Here is a 25653-nt window from a genome sequence, read left to right as displayed (position 1 = left end):
ATAAATCCATGATATGAAATATCATTAATCATGATGCCGATTTATGTAAATAACAACAAACAGTGCCGCCGGGTGGCTAAAAAACCGGCGGCACGATGGATCAGGCTGTGCGAGCCACCGCGTCGCGCGAGGCGGCGTCACGTTCATCGCCCAACAGTTCACTCAACTGTCCGTTACGCATTTCCAGTAGACGATCGGCGTGAATAAAATAGTGATCGTCGTGGCTGATGGCGAAAATGGTTTTCCCCATTTCCTGCATCAAAGGCAATAGCACCTGATAGAACTCCCGGCGGAAATGGGGATCCTGATCGGCGGCCCATTCGTCCAGCAGAATGATGTCGCGCTCCTCCGCCAGGGCCAGCAGCAGCGCCACGCGTTTCTTCTGCCCTTTCGACAGCTTCAGATTGAGGATACGACCATCGCTCAGCTCCAGCTTATGACCCATCTTCAGATGTTCCAGCCACTTCGCGACCAGCTGCGGATTAGCCTCTTTACCTTCCGGCCCCAGCAGTTTGTCGAACAGCCAGACGTCGGTAAACACGGCGGAGAAGAGCTTGCGGTAGTCTTCCGGTTTTTCAACGGCAACGGCCTTACCATCAAGCAATATTTCGCCTGACTGCGGCTGGTACAGACCGGTCAGTAACATCGCCAGCGTAGATTTCCCGCTACCGTTACCGCCAATCAGAAAGATCAGTTCACCGCGATGAATCGTCAGATTCACCGGCCCTACGGAAAACGCATTATCCTGATAGTGAAAAACCACGTTGCGCAGCTCCAGCGTTTGCCAGTTGGGAAACGCGGTTGGGCGTGGGAATTCGGCCTTAAAAGGTGCCAGTGCGAATTTATTCAGCTTGTTGAACGCCACCTGTGCCGTGAGCAGTGTCGGCAGCGCGCCAACGGCAGAGAGCAACGGTGTTCGCAGGAATAACAGCGTCAGAGAATAGGTCGCTGCCACGGCGGTATCAGCCCATCCCAGACTGTTAGCCATCCAGAACACCAGGCCAATGGCACCCAGCATCATAATGTTCGACCAGTTAACCGCGCTCAGGTGGAAGGTATCGGCACGGATAATATGGTGGCGATACTCTTTGGCATCCGGGACGTACATCTGATTAAAGATATGCTCGGCGCGCTCGCGGTTAAGCGTCAGCTCTTTGCGCCCTTCCAGCACCGTCTGATAATCGTTGTACAACTTGTCTTCAGTTTCGCGCAAGGTGGCCATGTGTTTATACACCCGCGCCACCAGCACAAATCCGCCCCAGATGGTGATTGCCATCCAGACTGCCGTTACCAGTAGCATTTTGGTCGACAGCATCGCCAGATACGCCGCCGATCCTATGGTCAGGATAATCCCCTGCACCAGCTCAGGCAGACGAACAAAGGCGATGGTGATGTTGCGGATATCACTGGTTAAACCGGCCAGCAACGAGGCGCTGCCAAGCTGTTCAATACGCTCGACGTGAGTATCCAGAATTCGTTTGATAAATTCGCTACGCAGGCGGTAGACAAAGTGGTGACCCAGCGTGGTCAACGCCAGCTGAGAACCGAGGGTGACAACCATCAACAACAGCAGCAGGCCAAGAAACTCCGGTAGCACCATCAGCGTGGTGTCGACCGTTTCGATCAAGCGCTGGTTGATAAACGCAATCAGCCCAATCCCCAACGCGGCGCTGGCGAGGCTGAGCGCCATCACGCTGATAAATGGCCAGCGATACTGCCGCCAGACAAGAAGTAAAAGTTCCATGCACACAACCCGGACAAGTAATAACAGCCCGCAGTTTAAACATCTCTTCGCTGACAGCAATAATAATTCTTATTTTTATTCTTTTTTACCAGCCTGGCGAAAAGTCAGATTGTAACGACAGTCTCCGGTCAACGGATGATAGCCCGTCTTAAGCGGCTGGATCCCATGATAAAACAGCCGCGAATTACCGCCCCACACCACGACATCGCCGTGTTCCAGCAGTAAACGCTTTAAAGGGTCATTACGGCGCAAGCCGCCAAATTGAAAGATGGCTGGTAGCCCCAGCGATACAGAGACAATCGGCGCCCGCAGGTCGGGCTCGTCTTTATCCTGATGTAAGGACAGTTTTGCCCCTGGCGTGTAGCGGTTAATCAGGCAGGCATCGGGTTGAAAATCAGCATAGCCCGCCGCCGTCGCCGCCTGTTGGCACAAATCAGCGAACGCATCCGGCAGCGGCGGCCAGTGCGTGCCGGTGAGTGGATCAAACGGAGAATAAAGATAGCCATGCTGATCCGTCGTCCAGCCCAGATGGCCGCAGTTGGTCATCGCCACCGACATTGTATAGCCGCCGGGCGTCACCATCTGGCGAAACGGCGACTGTCTGGCGACAGCCGCTATCGCCTGAAGTAAAGTGGGCGCAGAGTCAAAAGCGAAACGTCGGAGAATAACCGCACCTGACGCCAGCGGCTCCTGCCAGGGTTTCGCATCCGCAAAGAGATCGAGCATTATGTTTCCTCGCCAGTAGCTTCCCGTTGCAGTAACTGCGCCTTGCGCGCAATACCCCATCGGTAGCCCGAAAGTGCGCCATCGCCACGGATCACCCGGTGACACGGGATAACAATCGCCAGTTTGTTGGCCCCACAGGCACTGGCCACCGCGCGCACCGCCTTCGGTTTGCCGATGGCGCTGGCCAGCTGTTGGTAGCTCACTGTTTCACCGCACGGAATTGTGCGCAGCGCCTGCCACACCTGCTGCTGAAAGACTGTTCCCCGAATATCCAGGGGTAGCGATAGCGACGCGTCACGCGAGTTGATCGCTACGATCACTTCGCGCACGCGCTGCTGAAAATTGGCATCTGCAGGAACATCCTGCGCGGCGGGAAACAGCGCATGAAGATCCGCAACCAACGTAGCGTCATCATCGCCAAGCAAGATCGCGCAGATACCCCGCTCGCTTTCCGCCACCAGACAGCGACCCAGAGCGCAATCTGCGAGGGTATAGCGTACAGAAACGTTGTCGCCACCTTTACGAAATTGCTTTGCCGTCATGCCTAATGCTTGATCGGCTTTGCGATAGTAGCTGCTGCTATCGGGGAATCCGGCATTGAGAATCGCCTGTGTAACCGGAACACCTTTCGCCAGGGCATCACGCAGACGGCGAGCACGCCATGATTGTTGCCACACTTTCGGGGTCATGCCCGTCGTGGCTTTGAACAGACGATGCAAGTGATACGGGCTCATCGCCACCTGCTGTGCCAGCTCGTCCAGCGTAAGAGGTGACTCTTGCTCCAACAACTGACAGGCGCGGGCAATTTTGTCCAGCCGATGCTGTTGCGCGCTGTGTTTATCCGGCTGGCAGCGCTTACAGGGGCGAAACCCGGCATCCTGTGCCTGCTGGGCATCGGCGAAAAAACGGACATTTTTGCGCAGCGCATGTTTTGCCCGACAGGACGGACGGCAGAAAATACCGGTGGTCTGGACGGCAAAAACAAACTGACCGTCGGCGTCGGTATCGCGATCCACAACGGACTGCCAACGGTCATCGTCAGTGATGCGTAAACGATTTTTCATTTCGGACTCCTTTGTTAAGCATAGCGCTTAGCCTCAGTGTGTCCCCATCGTCGGGCATAAAAACCCGCAATCTTGCTTTTTAATTTTTTTCGTTGACCAGAAAGCTATTAAACTGCGGCGACATCCAGGTTTTAAACCCCTCGCCCTCTTTCATAATCATATAGACCGCCAGCCCTTCACGACGCACGACTTCTTTGGCCTTTTCCGGGCCGAGGACCATCAATCCTGTATCCCAGCCATCGGCTTCCAGCGCCGTTGGCGCAATCACCGTTACGGACACCAGATTATGTTCGATCGGGCGACCGGTTTGCGGATCGATAACATGGGAAAGGCGCTTACCGTCCAGCTCATAATAGTTACGATAGCTGCCGGAGGTGCTAATGCCGTGCCCGTTAATGTCGACAATCGCCTGCACCGCGTTTTCGCGATCGGTGGGTTTCTGGATCGCCACTCGCCACGGATGCCCTTCAGCATTCATTCCCCTGCTGTTCAGCGCACCACCAACGGAAACCAGATAACGGGCGATCCCCTCTTGCTCCATCAATCGAGCCAGATGATCGGCGGCGTACCCTTCGCCAACGGTTGAGAGATCAACATACAGATCCGGCAAGTCTTTTTGCAGGTAGTTCTGATGCGCTTCATTCACAACTTTCAGATGAGAAAGCCCGGTTTGCGCTTTTGCAGCGTCAATTTGCCCCTGAGTAGGAATATGCAACGGCTGCTGATCCGGGCCAAAGCCCCACAGGTTGACTAACGGCCCCACGGTGATATCCATGGCCCCATCGGTTTTTGCACCAATGCGTAGCGCCGAAGTCACGATATCCGCCATGGCGTCGTTAACCGGCCACGGCGACAGGCTTTTCGACAGGTTAAATCGCATTAACGCAGAATCGTTTTTATAGGTGGAGAGCAGTTGATCATCGGCATCAAGCTGAGTCTGGATCTTGGCCTGCAGTTCCCTGGCGCGTTTGTCATCTACGCCTACCACACTGACCCGCCAGAAAGTACCCATCGTTTTACCTTCCAGAACCGTGGCAGGAATTGTGGTCTGAGCAGGTTTCGGGGCCTCATCGCACCCGACAAAAAAGATCGTCACAGCCAGCAGTGCTGCGCGATAAAAATTCATTTCCATACGTAATTATCCTCATGCGAACGGGCGCAAGAGTACACCAAAAATCGTTGTTTGTACGGCGAAAAAACGACATTAAAAAAGGCCCCGCAGGGCCTTTTATAGACATAATGTAGATTAGAACTGGTAAACCAGACCCAGTGCTACGATGTCATCGGTGCTGATGCCAGCATCACGAGTGAACTGGTTGTCATCCAGCAGGTTGATTTTGTAATCAACATAGGTGGACATGTTTTTGTTGAAGTAGTAGGTCGCGCCAACATCAACATATTTCAGGATATCTTCGTCGCCATAGCCGCGGCCCAGGTCTTTACCTTTGGACTGCAGGTAAGCCACGGACGGACGCAGACCGAAGTCGAACTGGTACTGTGCAACAGCTTCAAAGTTCTGTGCTTTGTTAGCCCAGCCCAGAGAGCCTGCACGCGTTGCGTTGTAGGTCTGGGTGTACTGTGCTGCCAGGTACACGTTGTTCGCGTCGTATTTCAGACCACCAGTGTAGGTTTCAGCACGGTCGCCGGTACCGAAGTTCAGCTTGTTCTGCTCGTCAGTACGTTTAGAACTGGTGACTGCAGTACCCAGCGCGAAGCCTTCACCGATATCATAAGTGATTGATCCACCAACGCCGTCGCCATTCTGACGCAGTGCATCACGACCGTTGCCGGTCACACCAGTCATACCTTCGCCTTCCGGGCTACCGTTTTTACCCTGGTACTGCAGGGCAAAGTTCAGGCCATCAACCAGACCGAAGAAGTCGGTGTTACGGTAGGTCGCGAAGCCGTTACCACGCTGCTGCATGAAGTTGTCAGAACCGTAGGTGTCGCCGCCGAATTCTGGCAGAACGTCGGTCCAGGACGTTACGTCGTAAACTACGCCGTAGTTACGACCGTAGTCGAAAGAGCCTACGTCAGCGAATTTCAGACCCGCAAACGCCACACGAGTCCAGGAGTTGTTCTCAGACTCAGGCGCGTTACCCTGAATCTGGTATTCCCACTGGCCGTAACCGGTCAGTTGGTCGTTAACCTGAGTTTCGCCTTTGAAGCCGATACGCATATAGGTCTGATCACCATCTTTAGAAGAGTCATCAGAGAAATAGTGCAGACCGTCGACTTTACCGTACAGATCTAATTTGTTGCCGTCTTTGTTATAAATTTCAGCCGCATTCGCTGCGCCTGCTACCAGCAGTGCTGGTACCAGGAGGGACAGTACTTTAACTTTCATGTTATTAACCCTCTGTTATATGCCTTTATTGCTTTTTTATGCCACTGCATACTGATTAAGGTCATTAACCAGTCGGCAACTTCATTCTCCGCAAAAACACAGAATAATCCAACACGAATATGATACTAAAACTTTTAAGGTGTTTCATTTGTCGGTATAGATGTTTCAAAATATTAATATAAGGGAACTTTTTTAAAATCAAAAACAGGCAAAATAAGCACAAATAATCAAGAATCATTTTAATAACCTTTAAAATCAACGCATTACACAAAAGCACCTTATAGCACTGAATGACAAAACATAATCTTCACTCGCAACTAAAATAGACCCGCTATCATCATTAACTTTATTTATTACCGTCATTCATTTATGAATGTCTGTTTACCCCTATTTCAGCCGAATGCTCTGCGTTCGGTTTTTTTTTACCCTTCTTTACACAAAACTTACCTTTCCGTGCTACCGATGCAAAACTATAACGACTATTAACTATCTCGGGCGGCACGATCAGATATAAGTTTGATAAATAATTTCTTGTTATTTAATGCTAAATGTATACATTCCGTACGAATATTTGTACCCGCCTTTATCTTCTGTACACCTTTGCATCGTAATGGCTGCAACAAAATCAGGCGCAAAGAATGGAGGCCAGGCGGCGTGGTGTAAGTGTGGTAATTCATACATTACCCTTTATACTGCCCTTTCATCTTTCGCGTCGTTTAACAGGTCATAAACACGAATGAGTCAGTTTGACACAACGGTTTCCACCCGATTCTCCCTGTTGCCAGGAAGTATTACCCGTTTCTTCTTATTACTGATCGTTGTGCTGTTGGTGATGATGGGTGTTATGGTCCAGAGCGCCGTCAACACCTGGTTAAAAGATAAGAGCTATCAGATTGTTGATATTACCCATGCCATTCATAAAAGGGTCGATACCTGGCGATACGTGACCTGGCAAATCTATGACAATATTGCCGCTACAACCAGTTCACCAGGCGCAGATGGGCTACAGGAAACGCGTCTGAAACAAGATATCTATTATCTTGAGAAACCCCGCAGAAAGACCGAGGCGCTGATTTTTGGCTCGCATGACAGTTCTACACTGGAAATGACCCAGCGCATTTCAACGTATCTGGACACGTTGTGGGGCGCAGAGAATGTCCCATGGTCAATGTATTACCTGAATGGTCAGGATAACAGCCTGATCCTAATCTCAACGTTACCACTGAAAGATCTGACCTCCGGTTTTAAAGAATCGACGATTGGGAATATTGTCGATTCCCGGCGAGCTGAGATGCTGCAACAGGCTAATGCGCTGGATGAGCGTGAAAGCTTCTCTTCTTTGCGCCGCCAGGTCTGGCAGAACGGACATTACTTCACGCTACGCACGACCTTTAATCAGCCAGGGCATTTGGCCACCGTTGTCGCCTTTGACCTCCCCATTAATGACCTGATCCCTCCCGGGATGCCGTTGGACGGTTTCCATCTGGAACCTGATGCCACCTCAACAACCGAGCATGTTACTGAAAAAGAGTCACCAGACAGCGTCAGTATCAGCTTCAACAATGGCAAGATTGAAATCTCTTCAGCGCTGAATTCAACGGATATGCGACTGGTATGGCAAGTTCCATTTGGCTCCTTGCTGCTGGATACGCTGCAAAACATTCTGCTACCGCTTTTGCTGAACATTGCGTTACTGGCTCTGGCGCTGTTTGGCTATACCACCTTTCGCCACCTCCCTGCCCGTTCCACCCAGGTGGCGCCAAACCTTGCGGCAAATAATGAGCTGCGCGTTCTGCGCGCAATCAATGAAGAGATTGTTTCCCTTCTGCCGCTGGGATTACTGGTACACGATCAGGAAGCAAACCGCACGGTTATCAGCAATAAAATTGCCGACCACCTGCTGCCACATTTAAATCTGCAAAACATTACCAATATGGCAGAGCAGCATCAGGGAGTGATTCAGGCCACCATCAATAATGAACTGTATGAGATCAGACTGTTTCGCAGCCAGATCTCCCCGAGAACGCAGATCTTTATCATTCGTGACCAGGACCGCGAGGTGCTGGTCAATAAGAAGCTGAAACAAGCACAGCGGCTGTATGAGAAAAACCAGCAGGCCCGCGCGGCCTTTATGCAGAATATTGGCAGCGCGCTGAAAGACCCCGCGAAAACGCTGGCTGCTAATGCCGCCGCGCTCAATACACCAGACAGCCAGAAACTGGCCAATCAGGCCGACGTTCTGGTGCGAATGGTGGACGAAATCCAGCTAGCCAACCTGCTGGAGAACGATGCCTGGAAAGGTGAATCCACACTGTTTTCCGTGCAGGCATTAATTGACGACGTGGTTCCGGAGGTTCTGCCGGCTATTAAGCGTAAAGGGCTGCAGCTACTGATTAAAAATCATCTAAGCGCGCATGACGAACGCCGTGGCGATCGCGATGCCTTGCGCCGTATTTTGCTGCTGTTGATCCAATATGCGGTAACCACCACGCAGATAGGTAAAATCACGCTGGAAGTCGACCAGGATGAGTCGGAGGCCGAACGCCTGACCTTTCGCATTCTGGATACCGGGGAAGGCGTCACATTGAATGAAGTTGATAATCTCCATTTCCCATTCATTAATGACACGCAGGGCGATCGATACGGCAAAGCCAACCCGCTGACGTTCTGGTTGTGCGATCAGTTAGCCCGTAAGCTTGGCGGACACCTGAATATCAAAGCGCGGGAAGAACTTGGAACACGTTACATCGTCCATGTTAAAATGCCGCTGCACGATCAACATGCTGACAGTGAAGAGCGCCTGTTGGATGACGTCTGCGTAATGGTTGATGTCACCTCAAATGACGTACGGAGCATTGTATTACGTCAGCTGGAAAACTGGGGGGCAACCTGCATCACGCCTGATGAACGGTTGAATAGTCAAGAATATGATCTCTTTTTAACGGATAATCCGTCTAATCTTACTGCCTCGGGCTTGCTTTTAAGCGATGATGAGTCTGGCGTACGGAAAATTGGCCCCGGTCAGCTGCGCGTCAACTTTAATATGAGCAATGCTATGCAGGAAGCTGTCCTTGAGCTGATTGAAGAGCAGCTGGCACAAGAAGAGTTCCAGGAACTCCCCCTCGGCGGAGATGAAAACGCCGAACTTCATGCCAGTGGTTACTACGCTCTCTTTGTAGACACAGTACCGGATGATGTTAAGAGGTTGTATACTGAGGCGGCTATCAGCGATTTCGCTGCATTAGCCCAAACGGCCCATCGCCTGAAAGGCGTGTTTGCCATGCTTAATCTGGTACCCGGCAAGCAGTTATGTGAAGCGCTGGAACATCTTATTCAAGAGAAAGATGCTCCAGGTATAGAAAAATACATCAGCGACATTGACGCATACGTCAAGAGCTTGCTGTAGCAAGGTAGCCCAATACATGAACACTATGAACGTAATTATTGCCGATGACCACCCGATTGTACTGTTCGGTATTCGTAAATCACTTGAACAGATCGAGTGGGTAAATGTTGTCGGCGAATTTGAAGACTCCACAGCACTGATCAACAATTTGCCTAAGTTAGATGCTCATGTGTTGATTACCGACCTCTCCATGCCGGGAGATAAATACGGTGATGGGATCACGTTAATTAAATACATCAAGCGCCATTTCCCGAGCCTGTCGATTATCGTTCTGACCATGAACAACAATCCGGCTATCCTGAGCGCGGTACTGGATCTCGATATTGAAGGGATCGTACTGAAGCAAGGTGCGCCTACCGACCTGCCAAAAGCGCTGGCCGCGCTGCAGAAAGGTAAGAAATTTACCCCAGAAAGCGTGTCTCGTCTGCTGGAGAAAATCAGCGCCAGCGGCTATGGCGACAAACGTCTGTCACCGAAAGAGAGTGAAGTTCTGCGCTTGTTTGCCGAAGGTTTCCTGGTTACTGAGATCGCCAAAAAGCTCAACCGCAGCATTAAAACCATCAGTAGCCAGAAAAAATCGGCAATGATGAAGCTCGGTGTGGAAAACGATATCGCACTGCTGAATTACCTCTCCTCCGTGACGCTGAGTCCGTCAGACAAAGAGTAATTCTTTATCACGTCAAAATGCCTGATGGCGCTGCGTTTATCAGGCCTACGAACAAACAGCATCGTGCACGTTTCGTAGGCCGGATAAGACTAACGCCGCAATCCGGCTCTTTTATTCCCTATCCCCGCGTTTTTCTCACTCTTTCCGCATAGACCGCCAGCGTTTGCTTCAATACGTCTAAGGTCACCGGCTTGGACAGACAGCTATCCATACCTGATTCCAGACAACGCTGCTTCTCTTCGGCAAGCGCGTTTGCCGTTACCCCCACAACAGGCAGCGTTAACCCTAGCTGGCGGATACGCTGCGTCAGGCGATAACCATCCATGTTTGGCATGTTGACGTCACTCAGCACGATATCGATATGGTTTTTGCTGAGTACATTGAGCGCATCCACACCGTCATTCGCCGTTTTACACTGATATCCCAACGATCCCAGCTGATCGGCCAGTAAGCGCCGGTTGATAGGGTGATCGTCAACAACCAGGATCATCATGTCATCGTTCGTCGCACCGGCTTTATCCGGGGCTGGCAGCGCCGTGGAGAGATCTTCACTCCCCAGCTCTACGCTATAGATATGCGCCAACAGCGCAGGCAGTTCGTGCGGTGACGCAACGCTGTGTACCCATTCTCCAGGCTCTCGTTCCAGCGGAATGCCAATATGGCGGCGGCAGAAAATTACCGCTGCCCGTCCCTGCCAGGCCTGTTCCAGCACATCGTCGGCCACCAACAGGTCATCCACATCGGGCTGTTCTCCCTCATATCGCAGTACCGTCATCCCGTTACGCGTCAGGCTGGATTCGAGAAATTGGTACAGTGACGCATTACGTACTGCCAGCCAGCAACGCGTGCCTGCCAATCCTTCTACCCCTTTTTTCAGCGGATACTGTGCGCCATAAAGCGGAATACGCAGCGTAAACTGACTCCCCATTCCCGGCTCGGAATCGACGGAAATATCTCCATCCATCATGCTGATCAATTTTTCACAAATCGCCAAACCGAGTCCCGTTCCCTGGAAATTACGCTGTACGCCAGTCCCCACCTGGAAGAAAGGATCGAACAACCGAACCACCTCTTTGGCAGGGATCCCTACACCGGTATCACGCACTCGAATGCTCAGGTAGTCGCCGCTGCACTGCACGTGCAGCACAATACAACCGGTATCGGTAAACTTGATTGCGTTACTCAGCAGATTAGAAATCACCTGTTGTAAACGCATCGGATCGCCATTCAGCGCCACGGGCACATCCGGGTCGATAAAGCAGTACAACCCCAACTGCTTGCGGACCACCAGCGGCAAATAGTTAGCCGTAATATGGTTCATGACTTCACGCGGTGAAAACTCTCGCGGCTCAATCTTCAGCTGTTCAGATTCAATTTTTGAGAAGTCGAGAATATCGCTGATAATTTTCAGCAGCAGGCTGGAAGAGTTATTCATCGCCGTTACCAGACGATCCACCCCACTCGGTAACTCTTTGGTTTGCAACAAATCAAGGTTACCGATAATGCCATATAACGGTGTACGTAGCTCATGGCTCACCGTCGCAAGGAACATCGATTTGGACTGGCTGGCCTGTTCCGCCGCCTGTGCCATCTCCTGCAACGACTCTTCCATTTTAACGCGCGCACTGACATCAACCAGGACACAAATTGCCACGTTTTCATTGCGATAGCGCGAGTGCACAAAGCTGATTTGCAGATTGGTATTGTTGCTGGTCAGTACATCAACAAAATTGACCTGTTGGCCGCAAATAATTTGCGTTAACCGCTGACGGTCTTCATGCGTCAGCATGTTCAGATAGGTGTGCGCCAGTTCGTTACTCAGGATGTTAATCCCATCCATCGTGCGCAGAATACAAATACCCACCGGCGCAGAAGCTACGATTTTACGGTTAAACTGCTCATGTTCTTCCAGCCGCTGAGCATCGCTTTCCGCTGGAATAAAAATGCGCCGTTCATACATGCGCGTGAGCATAAACAATGCCGCGCCAACCAGCACGTTCAACAAGATAGCGTTCAGGATCATCATACGGATCCGCTCCAGCACCAGATCGACCGGTACGGAGTACACGATGCTCAGGGAGGACGGAGGCAGATTCTTCTTCAACACCAGCTCGCGGAAACCCGGCGTGTAGCCAAACCAGGAGCGTTCCTGCATCCAGTGGGGCTCAGCCTTAATATTCCCTTCAGGGCCAGTGAGAGAAATTAGCGCATGCCCATTTTCGTCGAGGATGGTCACACCCATCGGTAAGCTGCCCGGCGTGAAGAAATTCTCCATGCGAATAGGCTGCTCTACGCCCAACAGCGCCTGGAGGCGATTGGCGAGGTAAACCGGCGTCAGCGCATAGAAATACCCTACTCCCGGACGTGGCCCCTGGCTGATCCAGAACAAGTTGTTACCGTTTTCGTCTTGCGTAGCATTGCGATACTTAATAATGCGCTCATGCAGCGCCTTCAGGGCCTCATCACGTTCGACGGGCATATCACGCAAGCCGAAATTAGCCATACAGAGGTTGTCGCTGCCAATCAGGAACACTCGATTTAAATCATAGGCGGCGGAAAAGTTGTCGCGCCAGTAGCGCATAAACCATGCCAGTGATTCCAGAGAACCTCGCCAGGCGTTGCCCATGACAGAACAGTCGGAGTCGGCAAACAGCGGCTCAAAATTTGGCACGACGGTTTTATCATCTCGCGCCCGCAGCGACATCACGCCGTTTTCCGCCGTTAAGCGATTTTCGGCAATATATTTCAGCTCTTTAATGACATCAGATGTGCGCTGAATGTAGCGCTGGGCCTGATCGGAGCTGAGATTAAGCTCCTGATGGATCTCAGACTCTCGCTGATGCAGCGCATTCACAATGTAGAACACGGAGGCGAACGCAATCAGACACCAGATAACGAGCGCCAACGCTCTGAACAGGTAGCGTGAAACTTTTAGGGTTGAATGAACGGAAGCAAGGTATTTCAAAGGGGCGAAGCTCCGCCTCAGGGCATTAATAGAGTGTGGTTAAGGTAGCGGTAAATGTCTTTTGTCGCAATGCCATTAAAAAAAGGGCCGGATTTCTCCGGCCCTTTTTATAGCGTCTTAATTACTCGTCAGCGTCATCCGCTGCTGCATCGTCATCGCTTTCCGCTTCAGGTGCGATATCCTCGTCACCTTCAGCTGCACTTCCGTCGATGGAATCGAGCTCTTCATCATCAACCGGTTCAGCAACGCGTTGCAGACCCACGACGTTTTCGTCTTCCGCAGTACGGATAAGGATAACGCCCTGGGTATTACGCCCTACCACGCTGATTTCCGACACGCGAGTACGTACCAGCGTACCAGCGTCGGTGATCATCATGATCTGGTCGGTATCTTCAACCTGCACTGCGCCAACAACGGAACCGTTGCGCTCGGTAACCTTGATGGAGATAACGCCCTGGGTCGCACGAGACTTGGTCGGATACTCTTCCGCCGCCGTACGTTTACCGTAACCGTTCTGAGTAACGGTCAGGATCGCACCTTCACCGCGCGGAACGATCAGCGATACCACGCTATCTTTTTCCGCCAGCTTGATACCGCGTACACCGGTCGCGGTACGACCCATTGCACGGACAGCATCTTCTTTAAAGCGTACCACTTTACCTGCCGCAGAGAACAACATGACTTCGTCACTGCCGGATGTCAGATCTACACCAATCAGTTCGTCGCCTTCGTTCAGGTTAACCGCAATAATACCGGCAGAACGCGGACGGCTGAACTCAGTCAGCGCCGTTTTCTTCACGGTACCGCTGGCGGTTGCCATGAAGACGTTCACGCCCTCTTCGTACTCACGTACTGGCAGAATTGCGGTAATACGTTCGTTAGCTTCCAGCGGCAGCAGGTTGACGATTGGACGTCCACGTGCGCCACGGCTTGCTTCCGGCAACTGATAGACCTTCATCCAGTACAAACGACCACGGCTGGAGAAGCAGAGGATCGTGTCATGGGTGTTGGCCACCAGCAGGCGGTCAATAAAGTCTTCTTCTTTAATGCGTGCTGCTGATTTACCTTTACCGCCACGACGCTGCGCTTCGTAATCAGTTAACGGCTGATATTTCACGTAACCCTGATGAGACAAGGTTACGACAACATCTTCCTGGCTAATCAGATCTTCGATGTTGATGTCAGCGCTGTTCGCGGTGATTTCAGTACGACGAGCGTCACCGAACTGTTCACGAATCAGCTCCATCTCTTCACGGATAACTTCCATCAGACGATCGGCGCTGCCCAGAATGTGCAGCAGTTCAGCGATCTGTTCCAGCAGCTCTTTGTATTCGTCGAGCAGTTTTTCGTGCTCAAGGCCGGTCAGTTTCTGCAAACGCAGATCCAGAATAGCCTGGGCCTGCTGTTCAGTCAGATAGTACTGACCGTCACGCACGCCAAATTCCGGCTCCAGCCATTCAGGACGCGCGGCGTCATCACCGGCACGTTCCAGCATAGCGGAAACGTTGCCCAGTTCCCACGAACGCGCAACCAGCGCAGCTTTCGCTTCAGCCGGGGTCGGCGCACGGCGGATCAGTTCGATGATCGGATCGATGTTCGCCAACGCAATCGCCAGCGCTTCAAGGATGTGCGCACGGTCGCGGGCTTTACGCAGTTCAAAGATAGTACGACGGGTAACGACTTCACGGCGGTGACGTACGAACGCGGCAATAATATCTTTCAGGTTCATGATCTTCGGCTGGCCATGGTGCAATGCAACCATGTTGATACCGAAGGAAACCTGCAGTTGGGTCTGGGAATAGAGGTTGTTCAGAACCACTTCCCCGACCGCATCACGTTTCACTTCAATCACGATGCGCATACCGTCTTTGTCAGACTCGTCACGCAGCGCGCTGATGCCTTCAACGCGTTTGTCTTTTACCAGCTCGGCGATTTTCTCAATCAGGCGCGCTTTGTTTACCTGATACGGAATTTCGTGAACGATGATGGTTTCGCGACCCGTTTTGGCATCCGCTTCGACTTCCGCGCGTGCGCGAATGTACACTTTGCCACGACCGGTACGGTAGGCTTCTTCGATACCACGACGACCGTTGATGATCGCGGCAGTCGGGAAGTCCGGACCCGGAATATGTTCCATCAGCCCTTCAATGCTGATGTCTTCATCGTCAATATATGCCAGACAGCCGTTGATCACTTCGGTCAGGTTGTGCGGCGGAATGTTGGTCGCCATACCTACCGCGATACCGGACGAACCGTTCACCAGCAGGTTAGGAATTTTGGTCGGCATGACGTCAGGAATTTGTTCGGTGCCGTCATAGTTGTCGACGAAATCAACCGTTTCTTTTTCCAGGTCAGCCATCAGCTCATGGGCGATTTTCGACATACGGATTTCCGTATAACGCATCGCCGCTGCGGAGTCCCCATCGACAGAACCAAAGTTACCCTGACCATCTACCAGCATGTAGCGCAAGGAGAATGGCTGCGCCATACGAACAATGGTGTCGTAAACGGCGGTATCACCATGAGGGTGGTATTTACCGATTACGTCACCAACGACACGGGCAGATTTTTTATAGGCTTTATTCCAGTCGTTGCCCAATACGTTCATGGCGTAAAGTACGCGACGGTGAACCGGTTTCAGGCCATCTCGGACGTCCGGCAGCGCACGGCCAACAATGACCGACATCGCATAATCCAGATAGGAGCTCTTCAGCTCTTCCTCAATGTTGACCGGTGTAATTTCTCTCGCAAGGTCGCTCATCTAACCGCTATCCCTCTACTGTATCCCGGATTCAAAGGTCGCAAATTATAACACATCCGTGCAGATTCAGGTAAATGGATTCCCCCTGACAGAGGCTTTATTCATCCCGTCAGGCTGATATACTCATTTGCATCGCAAATTTAGGAGTAGAAGCCCCAATGAATGCCGAAAAACCTCCGGTAGCTCACAACGTTGACCATGAAGAAATTGCCAAGTTTGAAGCAGTCGCGTCACGCTGGTGGGATCTTGAGGGTGAATTTAAGCCGCTGCACCGCATTAACCCACTGCGTCTGGGCTATATTACTGAGCGCTCAGGCGGCCTGTTTGGTAAAAAGGTACTCGACGTCGGATGCGGCGGCGGTATTCTGGCGGAGAGTATGGCGCGCGAAGGTGCCACCGTCACCGGACTGGACATGGGTTTTGAACCGCTGCAGGTAGCAAAACTGCATGCACTGGAAAGCGGTATCCAGGTAGAGTACGTACAAGAAACCGTCGAAGAGCATGCGGAAAAGCATGCACATCAGTATGACGTTGTCACCTGCATGGAAATGCTGGAGCACGTGCCAGACCCACAGTCAGTGGTCAGAGCTTGCGCCAGGCTGGTCAAACCGGGTGGCGAAGTATTTTTCTCCACGCTTAACCGCAACGGCAAATCCTGGCTGATGGCGGTGGTCGGAGCGGAATATATTCTGCGCATGGTGCCGAAAGGCACGCACGATGTGAAAAAGTTTATTAAGCCTGCTGAATTATTAGAGTGGGTAGACCAGACCGTGCTGAAAGAGCGTCATATGACCGGCCTGCATTACAACCCCATCACCAACACCTTCAAACTTGGCCCGGGCGTTGATGTGAACTATATGGTACATACTACCGCCAAGGTTGATTAACCGCTCCTGTAGGCCGGATAAAGCGTGCAACGCCGCTATCCGGCATGCTTACTGGAACCATGCCTGATGACGTTTCGCTTATCAGGCCTACAAATCCTGTGCCAGATCATAAGAACTTTCCTTGCCTTAGATGAAGAAATCAGCACTCGATCAAATTTTCTATTTTTTTTCTCAATTATTGACATCCCCGCCAGGCCTTATAAGACGCGCACTTAGCGATTATCACCCTTTTGCAACCTCAATTTAACCTCAAAATCAACTCTTGTGCTGAAAAGAATCCCTACTAGAATACTCACCATATAGCGTCTATTTTATCAAACAACCCCTACATATAGTATTTATCCACAGACTTAGTCACAACATGACTCTGTGGATAATATGGGGGATATTTTTTCTTTCACGGACAGGTAAAAAACCACATGAATCAGAGTCTGCTGGTGACAAAGCGTGATGGTAGTACAGAGCGCATCAATCTCGACAAAATCCACCGAGTTCTGGATTGGGCGGCAGAAGGACTGAATAACGTATCGATTTCTCAGGTCGAGCTGCGCTCCCACATTCAGTTTTATGACGGAATCAAGACCTCCGACATCCATGAAACAATCATCAAAGCAGCCGCCGACCTGATCTCCCGCGAAGCGCCGGATTATCAATATCTGGCTGCCCGTCTGGCGATTTTCCATCTGCGTAAAAAAGCGTACGGTGAGTTTGAACCGCCAAAGCTGTTCGACCATGTCGTGAAAATGGTTGAAATGGGCAAATACGACAATCATCTGCTGGAAGACTACACGGAAGAAGAGTTCAAGCAGATGGACTCGTTCATCGTACACGACCGTGATATGACCTTCTCCTACGCTGCGGTGAAGCAGTTGGAAGGTAAATATCTGGTGCAAAACCGTGTTACCGGTGAGATCTATGAAAGCGCACAGTTCCTCTACATTCTGGTAGCGGCTTGCCTGTTCTCTAACTATCCGCGTGAAACACGTCTGCAATATGTAAAACGTTTCTACGACGCCGTTTCTACGTTCAAAATCTCGCTGCCGACGCCAATTATGTCCGGCGTGCGTACCCCAACGCGTCAGTTCAGCTCCTGCGTACTAATCGAGTGCGGCGACAGCCTGGACTCCATCAACGCAACCTCCAGCGCAATTGTGAAATACGTTTCTCAGCGTGCCGGTATCGGCATTAACGCTGGTCGCATCCGTGCGCTGGGTAGCCCGATTCGCGGCGGTGAAGCGTTCCACACCGGCTGTATTCCGTTCTACAAGCATTTCCAGACTGCGGTGAAATCCTGCTCTCAGGGTGGCGTACGCGGTGGTGCAGCCACGCTGTTCTACCCAATGTGGCACCTGGAAGTTGAAAGCCTGCTGGTCCTGAAAAACAACCGTGGCGTCGAAGGCAACCGCGTTCGTCACATGGACTATGGCGTACAGATCAACAAGCTGATGTACACCCGTCTGCTGAAAAGCGGCGACATCACCCTGTTTAGCCCGTCCGACGTCCCGGGTCTGTATGACGCGTTCTTCGCCGATCAGGATGAGTTCGAGCGTCTGTACACCCAATATGAAAACGACGACAGCATCCGCAAACAGCGCGTGAAAGCGGTTGAGCTGTTCTCACTGATGATGCAGGAACGTGCCTCGACCGGTCGTATCTACATTCAGAACGTTGACCACTGCAATACCCATAGCCCGTTTGATCCGGTTGTCGCGCCGGTACGCCAGTCCAACCTGTGCCTGGAAATTGCCCTGCCGACCAAACCGCTGACCGACGTTAACGATGAAAACGGCGAAATTGCGCTGTGTACGCTGTCCGCATTTAACCTGGGCGCTATCGAAAGTCTGGACGAACTGGAAGAGCTGGCCGTACTGGCGGTACGTGCGTTGGATGCGCTGCTCGATTACCAGGATTATCCGATTCCGGCCGCCAAACGCGGTGCGATGGGTCGTCGTACGCTGGGCATTGGCGTGATCAACTACGCTTACTGGCTGGCGAAAAACGGTAAACGCTACTCTGACGGCAGCGCCAATAACCTGACTCACAAAACCTTTGAAGCGATTCAATATTACCTGCTGAAGGCTTCTAACGAGCTGGCAAAAGAGCAAGGCGCATGCCCGTGGTTTAACGAAACTACCTATGCGAAAGGCATTCTGCCGATTGATACCTATAAAAAAGACCTGGATGCTATCGTCAGCGAGTCCCTGCATTACGACTGGGAAAACCTGCGCGAATCAATTAAAACTCACGGTCTGCGTAACTCCACGCTGTCAGCCCTGATGCCGTCCGAGACCTCTTCGCAGATCTCCAACGCCACCAACGGCATTGAACCGCCACGCGGTTACGTGAGCATCAAAGCATCGAAAGATGGAATTCTGCGTCAGGTCGTGCCGGACTACGAACACCTGCACGACGCATACGAACTTCTGTGGGAAATGCCAAACAACGACGGCTATCTGCAGCTGGTAGGCATCATGCAGAAATTTATCGATCAGTCGATATCCGCCAACACCAACTACGATCCGTCGCGCTTCCCGTCCGGAAAAGTACCGATGCAGCAGTTGCTGAAAGACCTGCTCACCGCCTACAAATTTGGTGTCAAAACGCTGTATTATCAGAACACCCGTGACGGTGCGGAAGACTCTCAGGACGATCTGGTACCGTCCATTCAGGACGATGGCTGCGAAAGCGGCGCATGTAAGATTTAATCTTTTGCCGGGTGGCGTAACGCTTACCCGGCCTACAAATTAATTCGCGGTATTGTAGGCCGGATAAGCAAAGCGCATCCGGCAGTACATTCCAGACAGGATTCACATCAATGGCATACACCACTTTTTCACAGACGAAAAATGATCAGCTTCTGGAACCGATGTTCTTCGGCCAGCCGGTGAACGTCGCCCGCTACGATCAGCAAAAATATGACATCTTTGAAAAACTGATCGAAAAGCAGCTCTCTTTCTTCTGGCGTCCGGAAGAAGTCGATGTTTCTCGCGATCGTATCGACTTCCAGGCATTGCCGGAACATGAAAAACATATCTTCATCAGCAACCTGAAGTATCAGACGCTGCTGGACTCCATTCAGGGACGTAGTCCTAACGTCGCGCTGCTGCCGTTAATCTCGATCCCTGAACTGGAAACCTGGGTGGAAACGTGGGCGTTTTCTGAAACGATCCACTCCCGCTCTTACACCCACATCATCCGTAATATTGTTAACGATCCGGCGGTGGTGTTTGACGATATCGTCACCAACGAGCAAATCCAGAAACGCGCAGAAGGCATCTCCAGCTACTACGACGAATTGATCGAGATGACCAGCTACTGGCATTTGCTGGGCGAAGGTACGCATACCGTTAATGGTAAAACGGTTGTCGTAAACCTGCGTGAGCTGAAGAAGAAGCTGTATCTGTGCCTGATGAGCGTGAACGCGCTGGAAGCGATCCGCTTTTATGTCAGCTTCGCCTGCTCTTTCGCCTTCGCCGAACGTGAACTGATGGAAGGCAACGCGAAAATTATTCGTCTGATCGCCCGCGACGAAGCCCTGCACCTGACCGGCACTCAGCATATGCTGAACCTGCTGCGCAGCGGCGTGGACGATCCGGAGATGGCGGAAATTGCCGAAGAGTGCAAACAAGAGTGCTACGACCTGTTCGTACAGGCCGCGCTGCAGGAAAAAGAGTGGGCGGACTATCTGTTCCGTGATGGCTCAATGATTGGCCTGAACAAAGACATTCTGTGCCAGTACGTTGAGTACATCACCAACATCCGTATGCAGGCTGTTGGACTCGATCTGCCATTCCAGACACGTTCTAACCCGATCCCTTGGATCAATACCTGGCTGGTGTCTGACAACGTCCAGGTTGCGCCGCAGGAAGTGGAAGTCAGCTCTTATCTGGTCGGCCAGATCGATGCCGAAGTCGATACTGACGATCTGAGTAACTTCCAGCTCTGATGGGCCGCGTGACTCTGCGCATCTCTGGCACGCAGTTGCTGTGCCAGGATGAACACCCTTCCCTGCTTGCCGCGCTCGAGTCGCACGATGTTGAAGTCGAATATCAGTGTCGTGAAGGCTACTGCGGCTCCTGCCGTACCCGCCTGGTGGCGGGACAGGTTGACTGGATTGCAGAACCGCTGGCCTTCATTCAGCCCGGTGAAATATTGCCGTGCTGTTGCCGGGCAAAAGGCGATATTGAAATAGAGCTGTAGTGTTTAGTGAACTTCATGCGCGGAGACCAGTACCACGTCTCCGCGTTTTTTCATCTGCATGATATACAGCGCCCCGGCCAGTACCACCAGCAGCGCCCCCACCAGATAAATCGCCCGATATCCCACGCCCTCGACCATCATCCCCATGATAAACGCGCCGATTGCCATTCCCGCATCCATCGCATTGAAAAACAGCGAATTGGCGATACCAATTTTATGGGGTTCCACCGAACTAATAATTTGTGTCTGAAATACGGGCGTGACCGAACCATAACCGATGCCAATCAATCCACCGGAAATAATCATCATAATGCTGCCGTTAGTATAGCCAAGCGCCACCAGCCCGACAGTGAAGGCCAGCAAACACGGATAGACCACGTATTTCGGCCCTTTTTTATCACAAATATTTCCGGTAAAGGTTCGACAGATCATCAGGCAAATGGCGTAGCACAGCAGGAAATTACTGGCGGCGGCCATTAGATCGAGCTCGCGCGCATACAGTGCGAGAAAAGCGGAAACGCCCGCGTACGAAAAGGTCATGAAAAACGTCACCATCGCGAAAGGCAGTGCGGCGCGATCAAACATAGCAGCAAATCCCAGCTTCGGTTTTGAGCCGTCAGCATGACGGATAACCGGCGGTACGGCGACAATCAATGACAGGATAATACCCAGTACGGCAACCGCGCTACACAGCCAGAATGCAGTGGTAAAAGCTTCCCAGCGTGCCATGTTCAGCCCTACCCACGGCCCCACAACCATTGCCAGTCCCATGGCTAACGAGAAAAAACTGATGCCCTCCCCACGTCGGGAGGCCGGTATCAACCGCGCGGAAATCGTTCCTTTTACCGTGGTAATAACGCCAAACGTTACACCATGAAGCACCCGAATCAACAGCAGTGATTCAATTGAGTGGCAAACAGGATACAGCGCAGTGACCACCAAAAAGGCCAGAGAAGAGAGCACCAGAATTGTTTTATTCGAATATTTTCCTACCCATTGTCCCGCGAACGGGCGCACAACAATTGCGGCCCCCAAAAAGAAGGTGACTAATAATCCGGCCTTATCTGGAGTGGCATGCAGGCGATCCGAAATATAGATCGGTAACAGCGTGAGCAGGACATAAAAAACAAAAAATATAATAAAGCTGATTATCGTTATTGCCCAAAAATCTTTCGTCCACAGTTTTTCTTTCATATTCGACAACCTGTCCAGACGGCGCACGCAGGCAACGCTCAGCTCAACTGAACTACGGACAGGTGCGTCGAAGTGTGATTTTACGGTAGACCGCAAGTATAAACAGGTCCATTATATTAGAGAAATTAATCGTTTTAATATTGTTGATTAGAGGGAGCTAATGACATTAACCCAGATCCACGCCCTGCTTGCCGTACTTGAGTACGGTGGTTTTACCGAAGCCAGCAAGCGGCTGTACATGACCCAATCCGCCGTTAGCCAGGCAATTTCAGCGCTAGAGGAAGAGCTAGGGGTTGATATTATTATCCGCGAACGCCGCAAAGACATTCAACTTAGTCCGGCCGGGAGTCGGATCGTTTCACACCTGCGGACGATCGTGTCTGAAACCAACGCGGTGAAAGAGATTGCCGAGCAAGAGCGACAAAACCCGGCCAGAGCCCTGCGAATCGGCTGCTTTCCCAGCGCCTGTGCCTGTATTTTACCCGGTATCATCCACCACTTCGAGCAGCACCACCCGCATATCAAAATTATCCCTTATGAGGAAAACAGCACGGCAATCGTTGATTCCCTGCGCAGTGGGGATATCGATGCGGGATTTGTACATTTCCCGGTAAATGGCATGTACTGCGTACCGGTGTATCGCGACAAATTTACCGTTGTAGTTCCTGAAAGCCATCCGCTGGCGGCCAATAGAACGATTTCAGTGGAACAACTGGTTGGAGAACCGCTCATTATCAGCAAAGGTCGCTATGAATTAAGCATCATGGCGCTATTTAAAGAGAAGGGAATTGAACCGGTCATTAAATACGAGTTTAACCATCCGGATACCGCGATGAGCTTTATTCGTCAGGGGCTGGGTATAGCGTTATTACCGGAATTAACGCTGAAGGCGGTTGGTGGGAAAGTACGCTCAGTCGCGCTGGAACCGACGTTCTATCGACAGATATCCTTACTGGCAAAAGAGCCGCCGGTGGACGGCAGCCCTTTATTTCTCCTGCAGGCATGTATGGAAACGTTGACAGCAGACGGCCTTATCTAGCAGTTAAAACGTTTCATCCATTAAGGCCTGTGACCGGAGGTGCATCACAGGCCTTACGCCATCACTCTTTATTCAAGAATTTCACTGCTTTGTCGGGGAAGTCGGTGAACAGCCCGTCCACGCCCGCCTTGTTATAAAGAATGTCATACAGCTGGTTTACGTCAGTGGTGTAATCCGGCAGTTGATCGGCGCGAACGGTATAAGGATGCACAACCATCTTATTCTGATGTGCGTCCTGCACCATGCCAGTTAACGAGATATTGCCCTTCTTCGACTTCTCATCAATCAGCATGTGATAGTCCGGCCCAATGCCGTCCGCATACTGCGCAACCTGCTTCATGGCACCCGGTTTAAACATCCAGTCGTAGTTGTAATTAACCCAACTACCGTCCGGCTTTTTCTCCTGGGTTTCATTCCAGTCAGTGTACGCAATCAACTGTACCAGATTGAGATCCATCCCCATCTTCGGTTCCAGTTCATTTTTAATGCGCTTCAACTCTGCAACATCAAAACACTGTAGATAGACCTTGTCGTTCTTGTCGGTATACCCGTACTTTTTCAGTACTTCCAGCGTTTTAGCCGCAATGTCCTTCCCTTCCTGGTGATGGAACCACGGCGCTTTCATTTCCGGGTAAATACCGATGTTTTTACCGGTGGAATGATTTAATCCCTGAACAAACTCAATCTCTTCTTCGAACGTGTGCACGCGGAAATCAGATTTACCCATCGGGAAGCGCCCTGGGTAGGTCTGGACCTTTTTGCCATTTTCGATATCGAAGCCTTCGGTAAATTTCAGCGATTTAATTTCATCCAGCGTAAAGTCGATGGCGTAGTAACGCCCATCTTTACGCGCACGATCCGGAAAACGCTCGGCAACATCGGTGACGCGGTCAAGATAGTGGTCATGCAGGACGACCAGATGGTCATCCTTGGTCATAACCAAATCCTGCTCCAGATAATCCGCCCCCTGGGCATAGGCCATCGCCTTTGCTGGCAGCGTATGCTCCGGCAGATAACCGCTGGCGCCACGATGCGCAATCACGATTTTATCTGCGGCAACCGCCGCGCTGCTGACCACCATACCTGTGAGCATCAGCGCCACGCTGAGACTTTTCAATGTAGTTTTCATCTATTAGCCCCCGTTACGTTTCAGTTGCATCTCTTCGTGATGGCGTTTTTCGCCAATCATGACGACCACCAGCAGGATAACCGCCAGCACGCTACCGCCAATCATCACCATAAAGCCGCCGTCCCAACCGAAGAAGTCAACGGTGTAGCCAACAATGGCGCTCGCAGCCACAGAACCGCCGAGATAACCGAACAGACCGGTAAAGCCAGCTGCCGTTCCCGCCGCTTTTTTCGGTGCCAGTTCCAGCGCGTGCAGACCAATCAACATTACCGGGCCGTAGATCAAGAAGCCGATGATGATCATACAAGCCATATCCACGTTCGGGTTGCCTGCCGGGTTCATCCAGTAAACGATGGTCGCAATAGTTACCAGCGTCATAAAGAACACGCCGGTCGCACCACGGTTACCACGGAAGACTTTATCCGACATCCAGCCGCACAGCAGCGTGCCCGGAATACCCGCATACTCATACAGGAAGTAGGCCCAGGATGATTTATCGAGTGCGAAATGCTTCACTTCTTTCAGGTAGGTCGGTGACCAGTCCAGGATGCCGTAGCGCAGCAGATAAACAAACACGTTGGCGATAGCGATGTACCACAACAGTTTGTTTGGCAGTACATACTGCATGAAGATCTGCTTCGCAGTCAGCTCTTCTTCCGCTTTCTCGTTGTAATCGTCCGGATAGTCGTTCTTATACTCTTCGATAGGCGGCAGGCCGCAGGACTGCGGCGTATCACGCATCATCGCAAAGGCGAACAGCGCAACCACAATCGCACCGAAAGCAGGCATATACAGCGCCGCTTTCCAGTCATTGAACCAGGCCATACCGAGCAGGAACAGCAGAGGAGGCAGACCGCCGCCCACGTTGTGCGCACAGTTCCAGACGGAAACAATACCGCCACGTTCTTTCTGCGACCACCAGTGCACCATGGTACGACCACACGGCGGCCACCCCATCCCCTGGAACCATCCGCAGAGGAACAGCAGCACAAACATTATCGCAATGCTCGATGTCGCCCACGGCACAAAGCCCATAAACAACATCACTGCGGCAGCCAGAATCAAACCTGCTGGCAGGAAAACGCGCGGATTCGAGCGATCCGAAACGGACCCCATGATGAATTTCGAAAATCCGTAAGCGATGGAGATACCGGACAACGCAAAACCCAGATCGCCGCGAGAGAAACCCTGCTCAACCAGATATGGCATCGCCAGGGCGAAGTTCTTACGTACCAGATAGTACGCGGCATAACCAAAGAAAATCCCCAGGAAAATCTGCCAACGCAATCGACGATATGTCGGGTCGATCTCCGCTGCAAGTAAACGCGCCGTGTGTGACGCTGGTTTAAAAATGCTCAACATAGTGTAGCCTCCGTGGCCGTCTTTCATTCGAAGTAAACACTGCAGTTCGTCATTACTACCCTACCGCTCCCAGTGTGGCCGCGATGTTAAGGAAAGATACATAACAAAAATGTGAAACGCAGCACATATTGTTACAGATTTATGACAAATGTTCATAAAGGC

17 protein-coding genes are annotated in these 25653 nt (G+C 51.6%); 7 read left to right on the top strand and 10 right to left on the bottom strand.

From position 1 onward, the window contains the following. Positions 1–100: 100 nt before the first annotated feature. From OGY09_RS16200 to OGY09_RS16180, 5 genes are all read right to left on the bottom strand, one after another. Positions 101–1744, bottom strand: a complete 1644-nt coding sequence (locus OGY09_RS16200; protein WP_008785305.1) for a multidrug ABC transporter permease/ATP-binding protein — start codon at positions 1742–1744, stop codon at positions 101–103. 75 nt (positions 1745–1819) lie between these two features. Beyond that, on the bottom strand, positions 1820–2470 hold the full coding sequence (gene alkB, locus OGY09_RS16195; RefSeq protein ID WP_008785306.1) for a DNA oxidative demethylase AlkB: 651 nt from the start codon (positions 2468–2470) through the stop codon (positions 1820–1822). After that, the gene (gene ada, locus OGY09_RS16190; RefSeq protein WP_032944038.1) at positions 2470–3534 is read right to left on the bottom strand and encodes a bifunctional DNA-binding transcriptional regulator/O6-methylguanine-DNA methyltransferase Ada; all 1065 of its coding nucleotides are present in this window, start codon (positions 3532–3534) and stop codon (positions 2470–2472) included. Before ada ends, alkB begins: the two co-directional genes overlap by 1 nt. A 79-nt stretch (positions 3535–3613) precedes the next feature. Beyond that, a complete protein-coding gene (gene apbE / locus OGY09_RS16185) occupies positions 3614–4666 on the bottom strand; it encodes an FAD:protein FMN transferase ApbE (protein WP_032944039.1) in 1053 nt (350 codons plus the stop codon). Positions 4667–4780: 114 nt separating this feature from the next. Then, positions 4781–5881 (bottom strand): porin OmpC, encoded by a 1101-nt coding sequence (locus tag OGY09_RS16180; RefSeq protein ID WP_032944041.1) that lies wholly within the window; start codon positions 5879–5881, stop codon positions 4781–4783. Positions 5882–6617: 736 nt separating this feature from the next. On the opposite strand from OGY09_RS16180, the gene rcsD reads away from it, so the two are divergent. Further along, positions 6618–9287, top strand: coding sequence for a phosphotransferase RcsD (gene rcsD / locus OGY09_RS16175; protein WP_032944042.1), 2670 nt, complete (start codon positions 6618–6620; stop codon positions 9285–9287). Between the two features lie 16 nt (positions 9288–9303). Then, positions 9304–9954, top strand: a complete 651-nt coding sequence (gene rcsB, locus OGY09_RS16170; protein WP_003027592.1) for a response regulator transcription factor RcsB — start codon at positions 9304–9306, stop codon at positions 9952–9954. 118 nt (positions 9955–10072) lie between these two features. Here the strand turns inward: rcsB and rcsC are convergent, their stop codons facing one another. Together rcsC and gyrA are read right to left on the bottom strand one after the other, a co-directional pair. Then, the gene (gene rcsC / locus OGY09_RS16165; protein WP_032944044.1) at positions 10073–12919 is read right to left on the bottom strand and encodes a two-component system sensor histidine kinase RcsC; all 2847 of its coding nucleotides are present in this window, start codon (positions 12917–12919) and stop codon (positions 10073–10075) included. 121 nt (positions 12920–13040) lie between these two features. Beyond that, positions 13041–15680 carry a DNA topoisomerase (ATP-hydrolyzing) subunit A gene (gyrA, locus tag OGY09_RS16160; RefSeq protein ID WP_003834662.1) on the bottom strand — a complete coding sequence of 880 codons (2640 nt, stop codon included), beginning with the start codon at positions 15678–15680 and terminating at the stop codon, positions 13041–13043. Positions 15681–15838: 158 nt separating this feature from the next. Here gyrA and ubiG point away from each other — a divergent pair, with 158 nt between their 5' ends. The 4 genes from ubiG to yfaE all read left to right on the top strand — a co-directional run bounded on the left by ubiG (position 15839) and on the right by yfaE (position 20767). After that, positions 15839–16567 carry a bifunctional 2-polyprenyl-6-hydroxyphenol methylase/3-demethylubiquinol 3-O-methyltransferase UbiG gene (ubiG, locus tag OGY09_RS16155; RefSeq protein WP_008785314.1) on the top strand — a complete coding sequence of 243 codons (729 nt, stop codon included), beginning with the start codon at positions 15839–15841 and terminating at the stop codon, positions 16565–16567. 419 nt (positions 16568–16986) lie between these two features. After that, positions 16987–19272, top strand: coding sequence for a class 1a ribonucleoside-diphosphate reductase subunit alpha (gene nrdA / locus OGY09_RS16150; protein WP_032944045.1), 2286 nt, complete (start codon positions 16987–16989; stop codon positions 19270–19272). 110 nt (positions 19273–19382) lie between these two features. Then, positions 19383–20513: a class Ia ribonucleoside-diphosphate reductase subunit beta gene (nrdB, locus tag OGY09_RS16145; RefSeq protein ID WP_003834668.1), complete on the top strand. Its 1131-nt coding sequence runs from the start codon at positions 19383–19385 to the stop codon at positions 20511–20513. Further along, on the top strand, positions 20513–20767 hold the full coding sequence (gene yfaE, locus OGY09_RS16140; RefSeq protein WP_003027609.1) for a ferredoxin-like diferric-tyrosyl radical cofactor maintenance protein YfaE: 255 nt from the start codon (positions 20513–20515) through the stop codon (positions 20765–20767). Before nrdB ends, yfaE begins: the two co-directional genes overlap by 1 nt. Positions 20768–20770: 3 nt before the next feature. Here the strand turns inward: yfaE and OGY09_RS16135 are convergent, their stop codons facing one another. Further along, on the bottom strand, positions 20771–21961 hold the full coding sequence (locus OGY09_RS16135; RefSeq protein ID WP_032944048.1) for an MFS transporter: 1191 nt from the start codon (positions 21959–21961) through the stop codon (positions 20771–20773). Positions 21962–22121: 160 nt separating this feature from the next. Here OGY09_RS16135 and OGY09_RS16130 point away from each other — a divergent pair, with 160 nt between their 5' ends. Next, a complete protein-coding gene (locus OGY09_RS16130; RefSeq protein ID WP_079934561.1) occupies positions 22122–23000 on the top strand; it encodes a LysR family transcriptional regulator in 879 nt (292 codons plus the stop codon). Between the two features lie 61 nt (positions 23001–23061). Here OGY09_RS16130 and glpQ read toward each other — a convergent pair whose 3' ends face one another. After that, positions 23062–24129: a glycerophosphodiester phosphodiesterase gene (gene glpQ / locus OGY09_RS16125; protein WP_032944051.1), complete on the bottom strand. Its 1068-nt coding sequence runs from the start codon at positions 24127–24129 to the stop codon at positions 23062–23064. Positions 24130–24132: 3 nt separating this feature from the next. Beyond that, entirely contained in the window at positions 24133–25491 is a 1359-nt protein-coding gene (gene glpT / locus OGY09_RS16120) for a glycerol-3-phosphate transporter (protein WP_286590659.1), read from the bottom strand. Positions 25492–25653: the final 162 nt, after the last annotated feature.

Source organism: Citrobacter sp. Cpo071 (assembly GCF_030332765.1).
Classification (GTDB): Bacteria; Pseudomonadota; Gammaproteobacteria; order Enterobacterales; family Enterobacteriaceae; genus Citrobacter; species Citrobacter portucalensis.
This window is presented reverse-complemented; position numbering and strand designations above follow the sequence as displayed.

Coding starts and splice junctions, on each gene's coding strand:
- OGY09_RS16200 (WP_008785305.1), bottom strand. CDS start 1,744: ATGGAACTTTTACTTCTTGTCTGGCGGCAGTATCGCTGGCCATTTATC.
- alkB (WP_008785306.1), bottom strand. CDS start 2,470: ATGCTCGATCTCTTTGCGGATGCGAAACCCTGGCAGGAGCCGCTGGCG.
- ada (WP_032944038.1), bottom strand. CDS start 3,534: ATGAAAAATCGTTTACGCATCACTGACGATGACCGTTGGCAGTCCGTT.
- apbE (WP_032944039.1), bottom strand. CDS start 4,666: ATGGAAATGAATTTTTATCGCGCAGCACTGCTGGCTGTGACGATCTTT.
- OGY09_RS16180 (WP_032944041.1), bottom strand. CDS start 5,881: ATGAAAGTTAAAGTACTGTCCCTCCTGGTACCAGCACTGCTGGTAGCA.
- rcsD (WP_032944042.1), top strand. CDS start 6,618: ATGAGTCAGTTTGACACAACGGTTTCCACCCGATTCTCCCTGTTGCCA.
- rcsB (WP_003027592.1), top strand. CDS start 9,304: ATGAACACTATGAACGTAATTATTGCCGATGACCACCCGATTGTACTG.
- gyrA (WP_003834662.1), bottom strand. CDS start 15,680: ATGAGCGACCTTGCGAGAGAAATTACACCGGTCAACATTGAGGAAGAG.
- ubiG (WP_008785314.1), top strand. CDS start 15,839: ATGAATGCCGAAAAACCTCCGGTAGCTCACAACGTTGACCATGAAGAA.
- nrdA (WP_032944045.1), top strand. CDS start 16,987: ATGAATCAGAGTCTGCTGGTGACAAAGCGTGATGGTAGTACAGAGCGC.
- nrdB (WP_003834668.1), top strand. CDS start 19,383: ATGGCATACACCACTTTTTCACAGACGAAAAATGATCAGCTTCTGGAA.
- yfaE (WP_003027609.1), top strand. CDS start 20,513: ATGGGCCGCGTGACTCTGCGCATCTCTGGCACGCAGTTGCTGTGCCAG.
- OGY09_RS16135 (WP_032944048.1), bottom strand. CDS start 21,961: ATGAAAGAAAAACTGTGGACGAAAGATTTTTGGGCAATAACGATAATC.
- OGY09_RS16130 (WP_079934561.1), top strand. CDS start 22,122: ATGACATTAACCCAGATCCACGCCCTGCTTGCCGTACTTGAGTACGGT.
- glpQ (WP_032944051.1), bottom strand. CDS start 24,129: ATGAAAACTACATTGAAAAGTCTCAGCGTGGCGCTGATGCTCACAGGT.
- glpT (WP_286590659.1), bottom strand. CDS start 25,491: ATGTTGAGCATTTTTAAACCAGCGTCACACACGGCGCGTTTACTTGCA.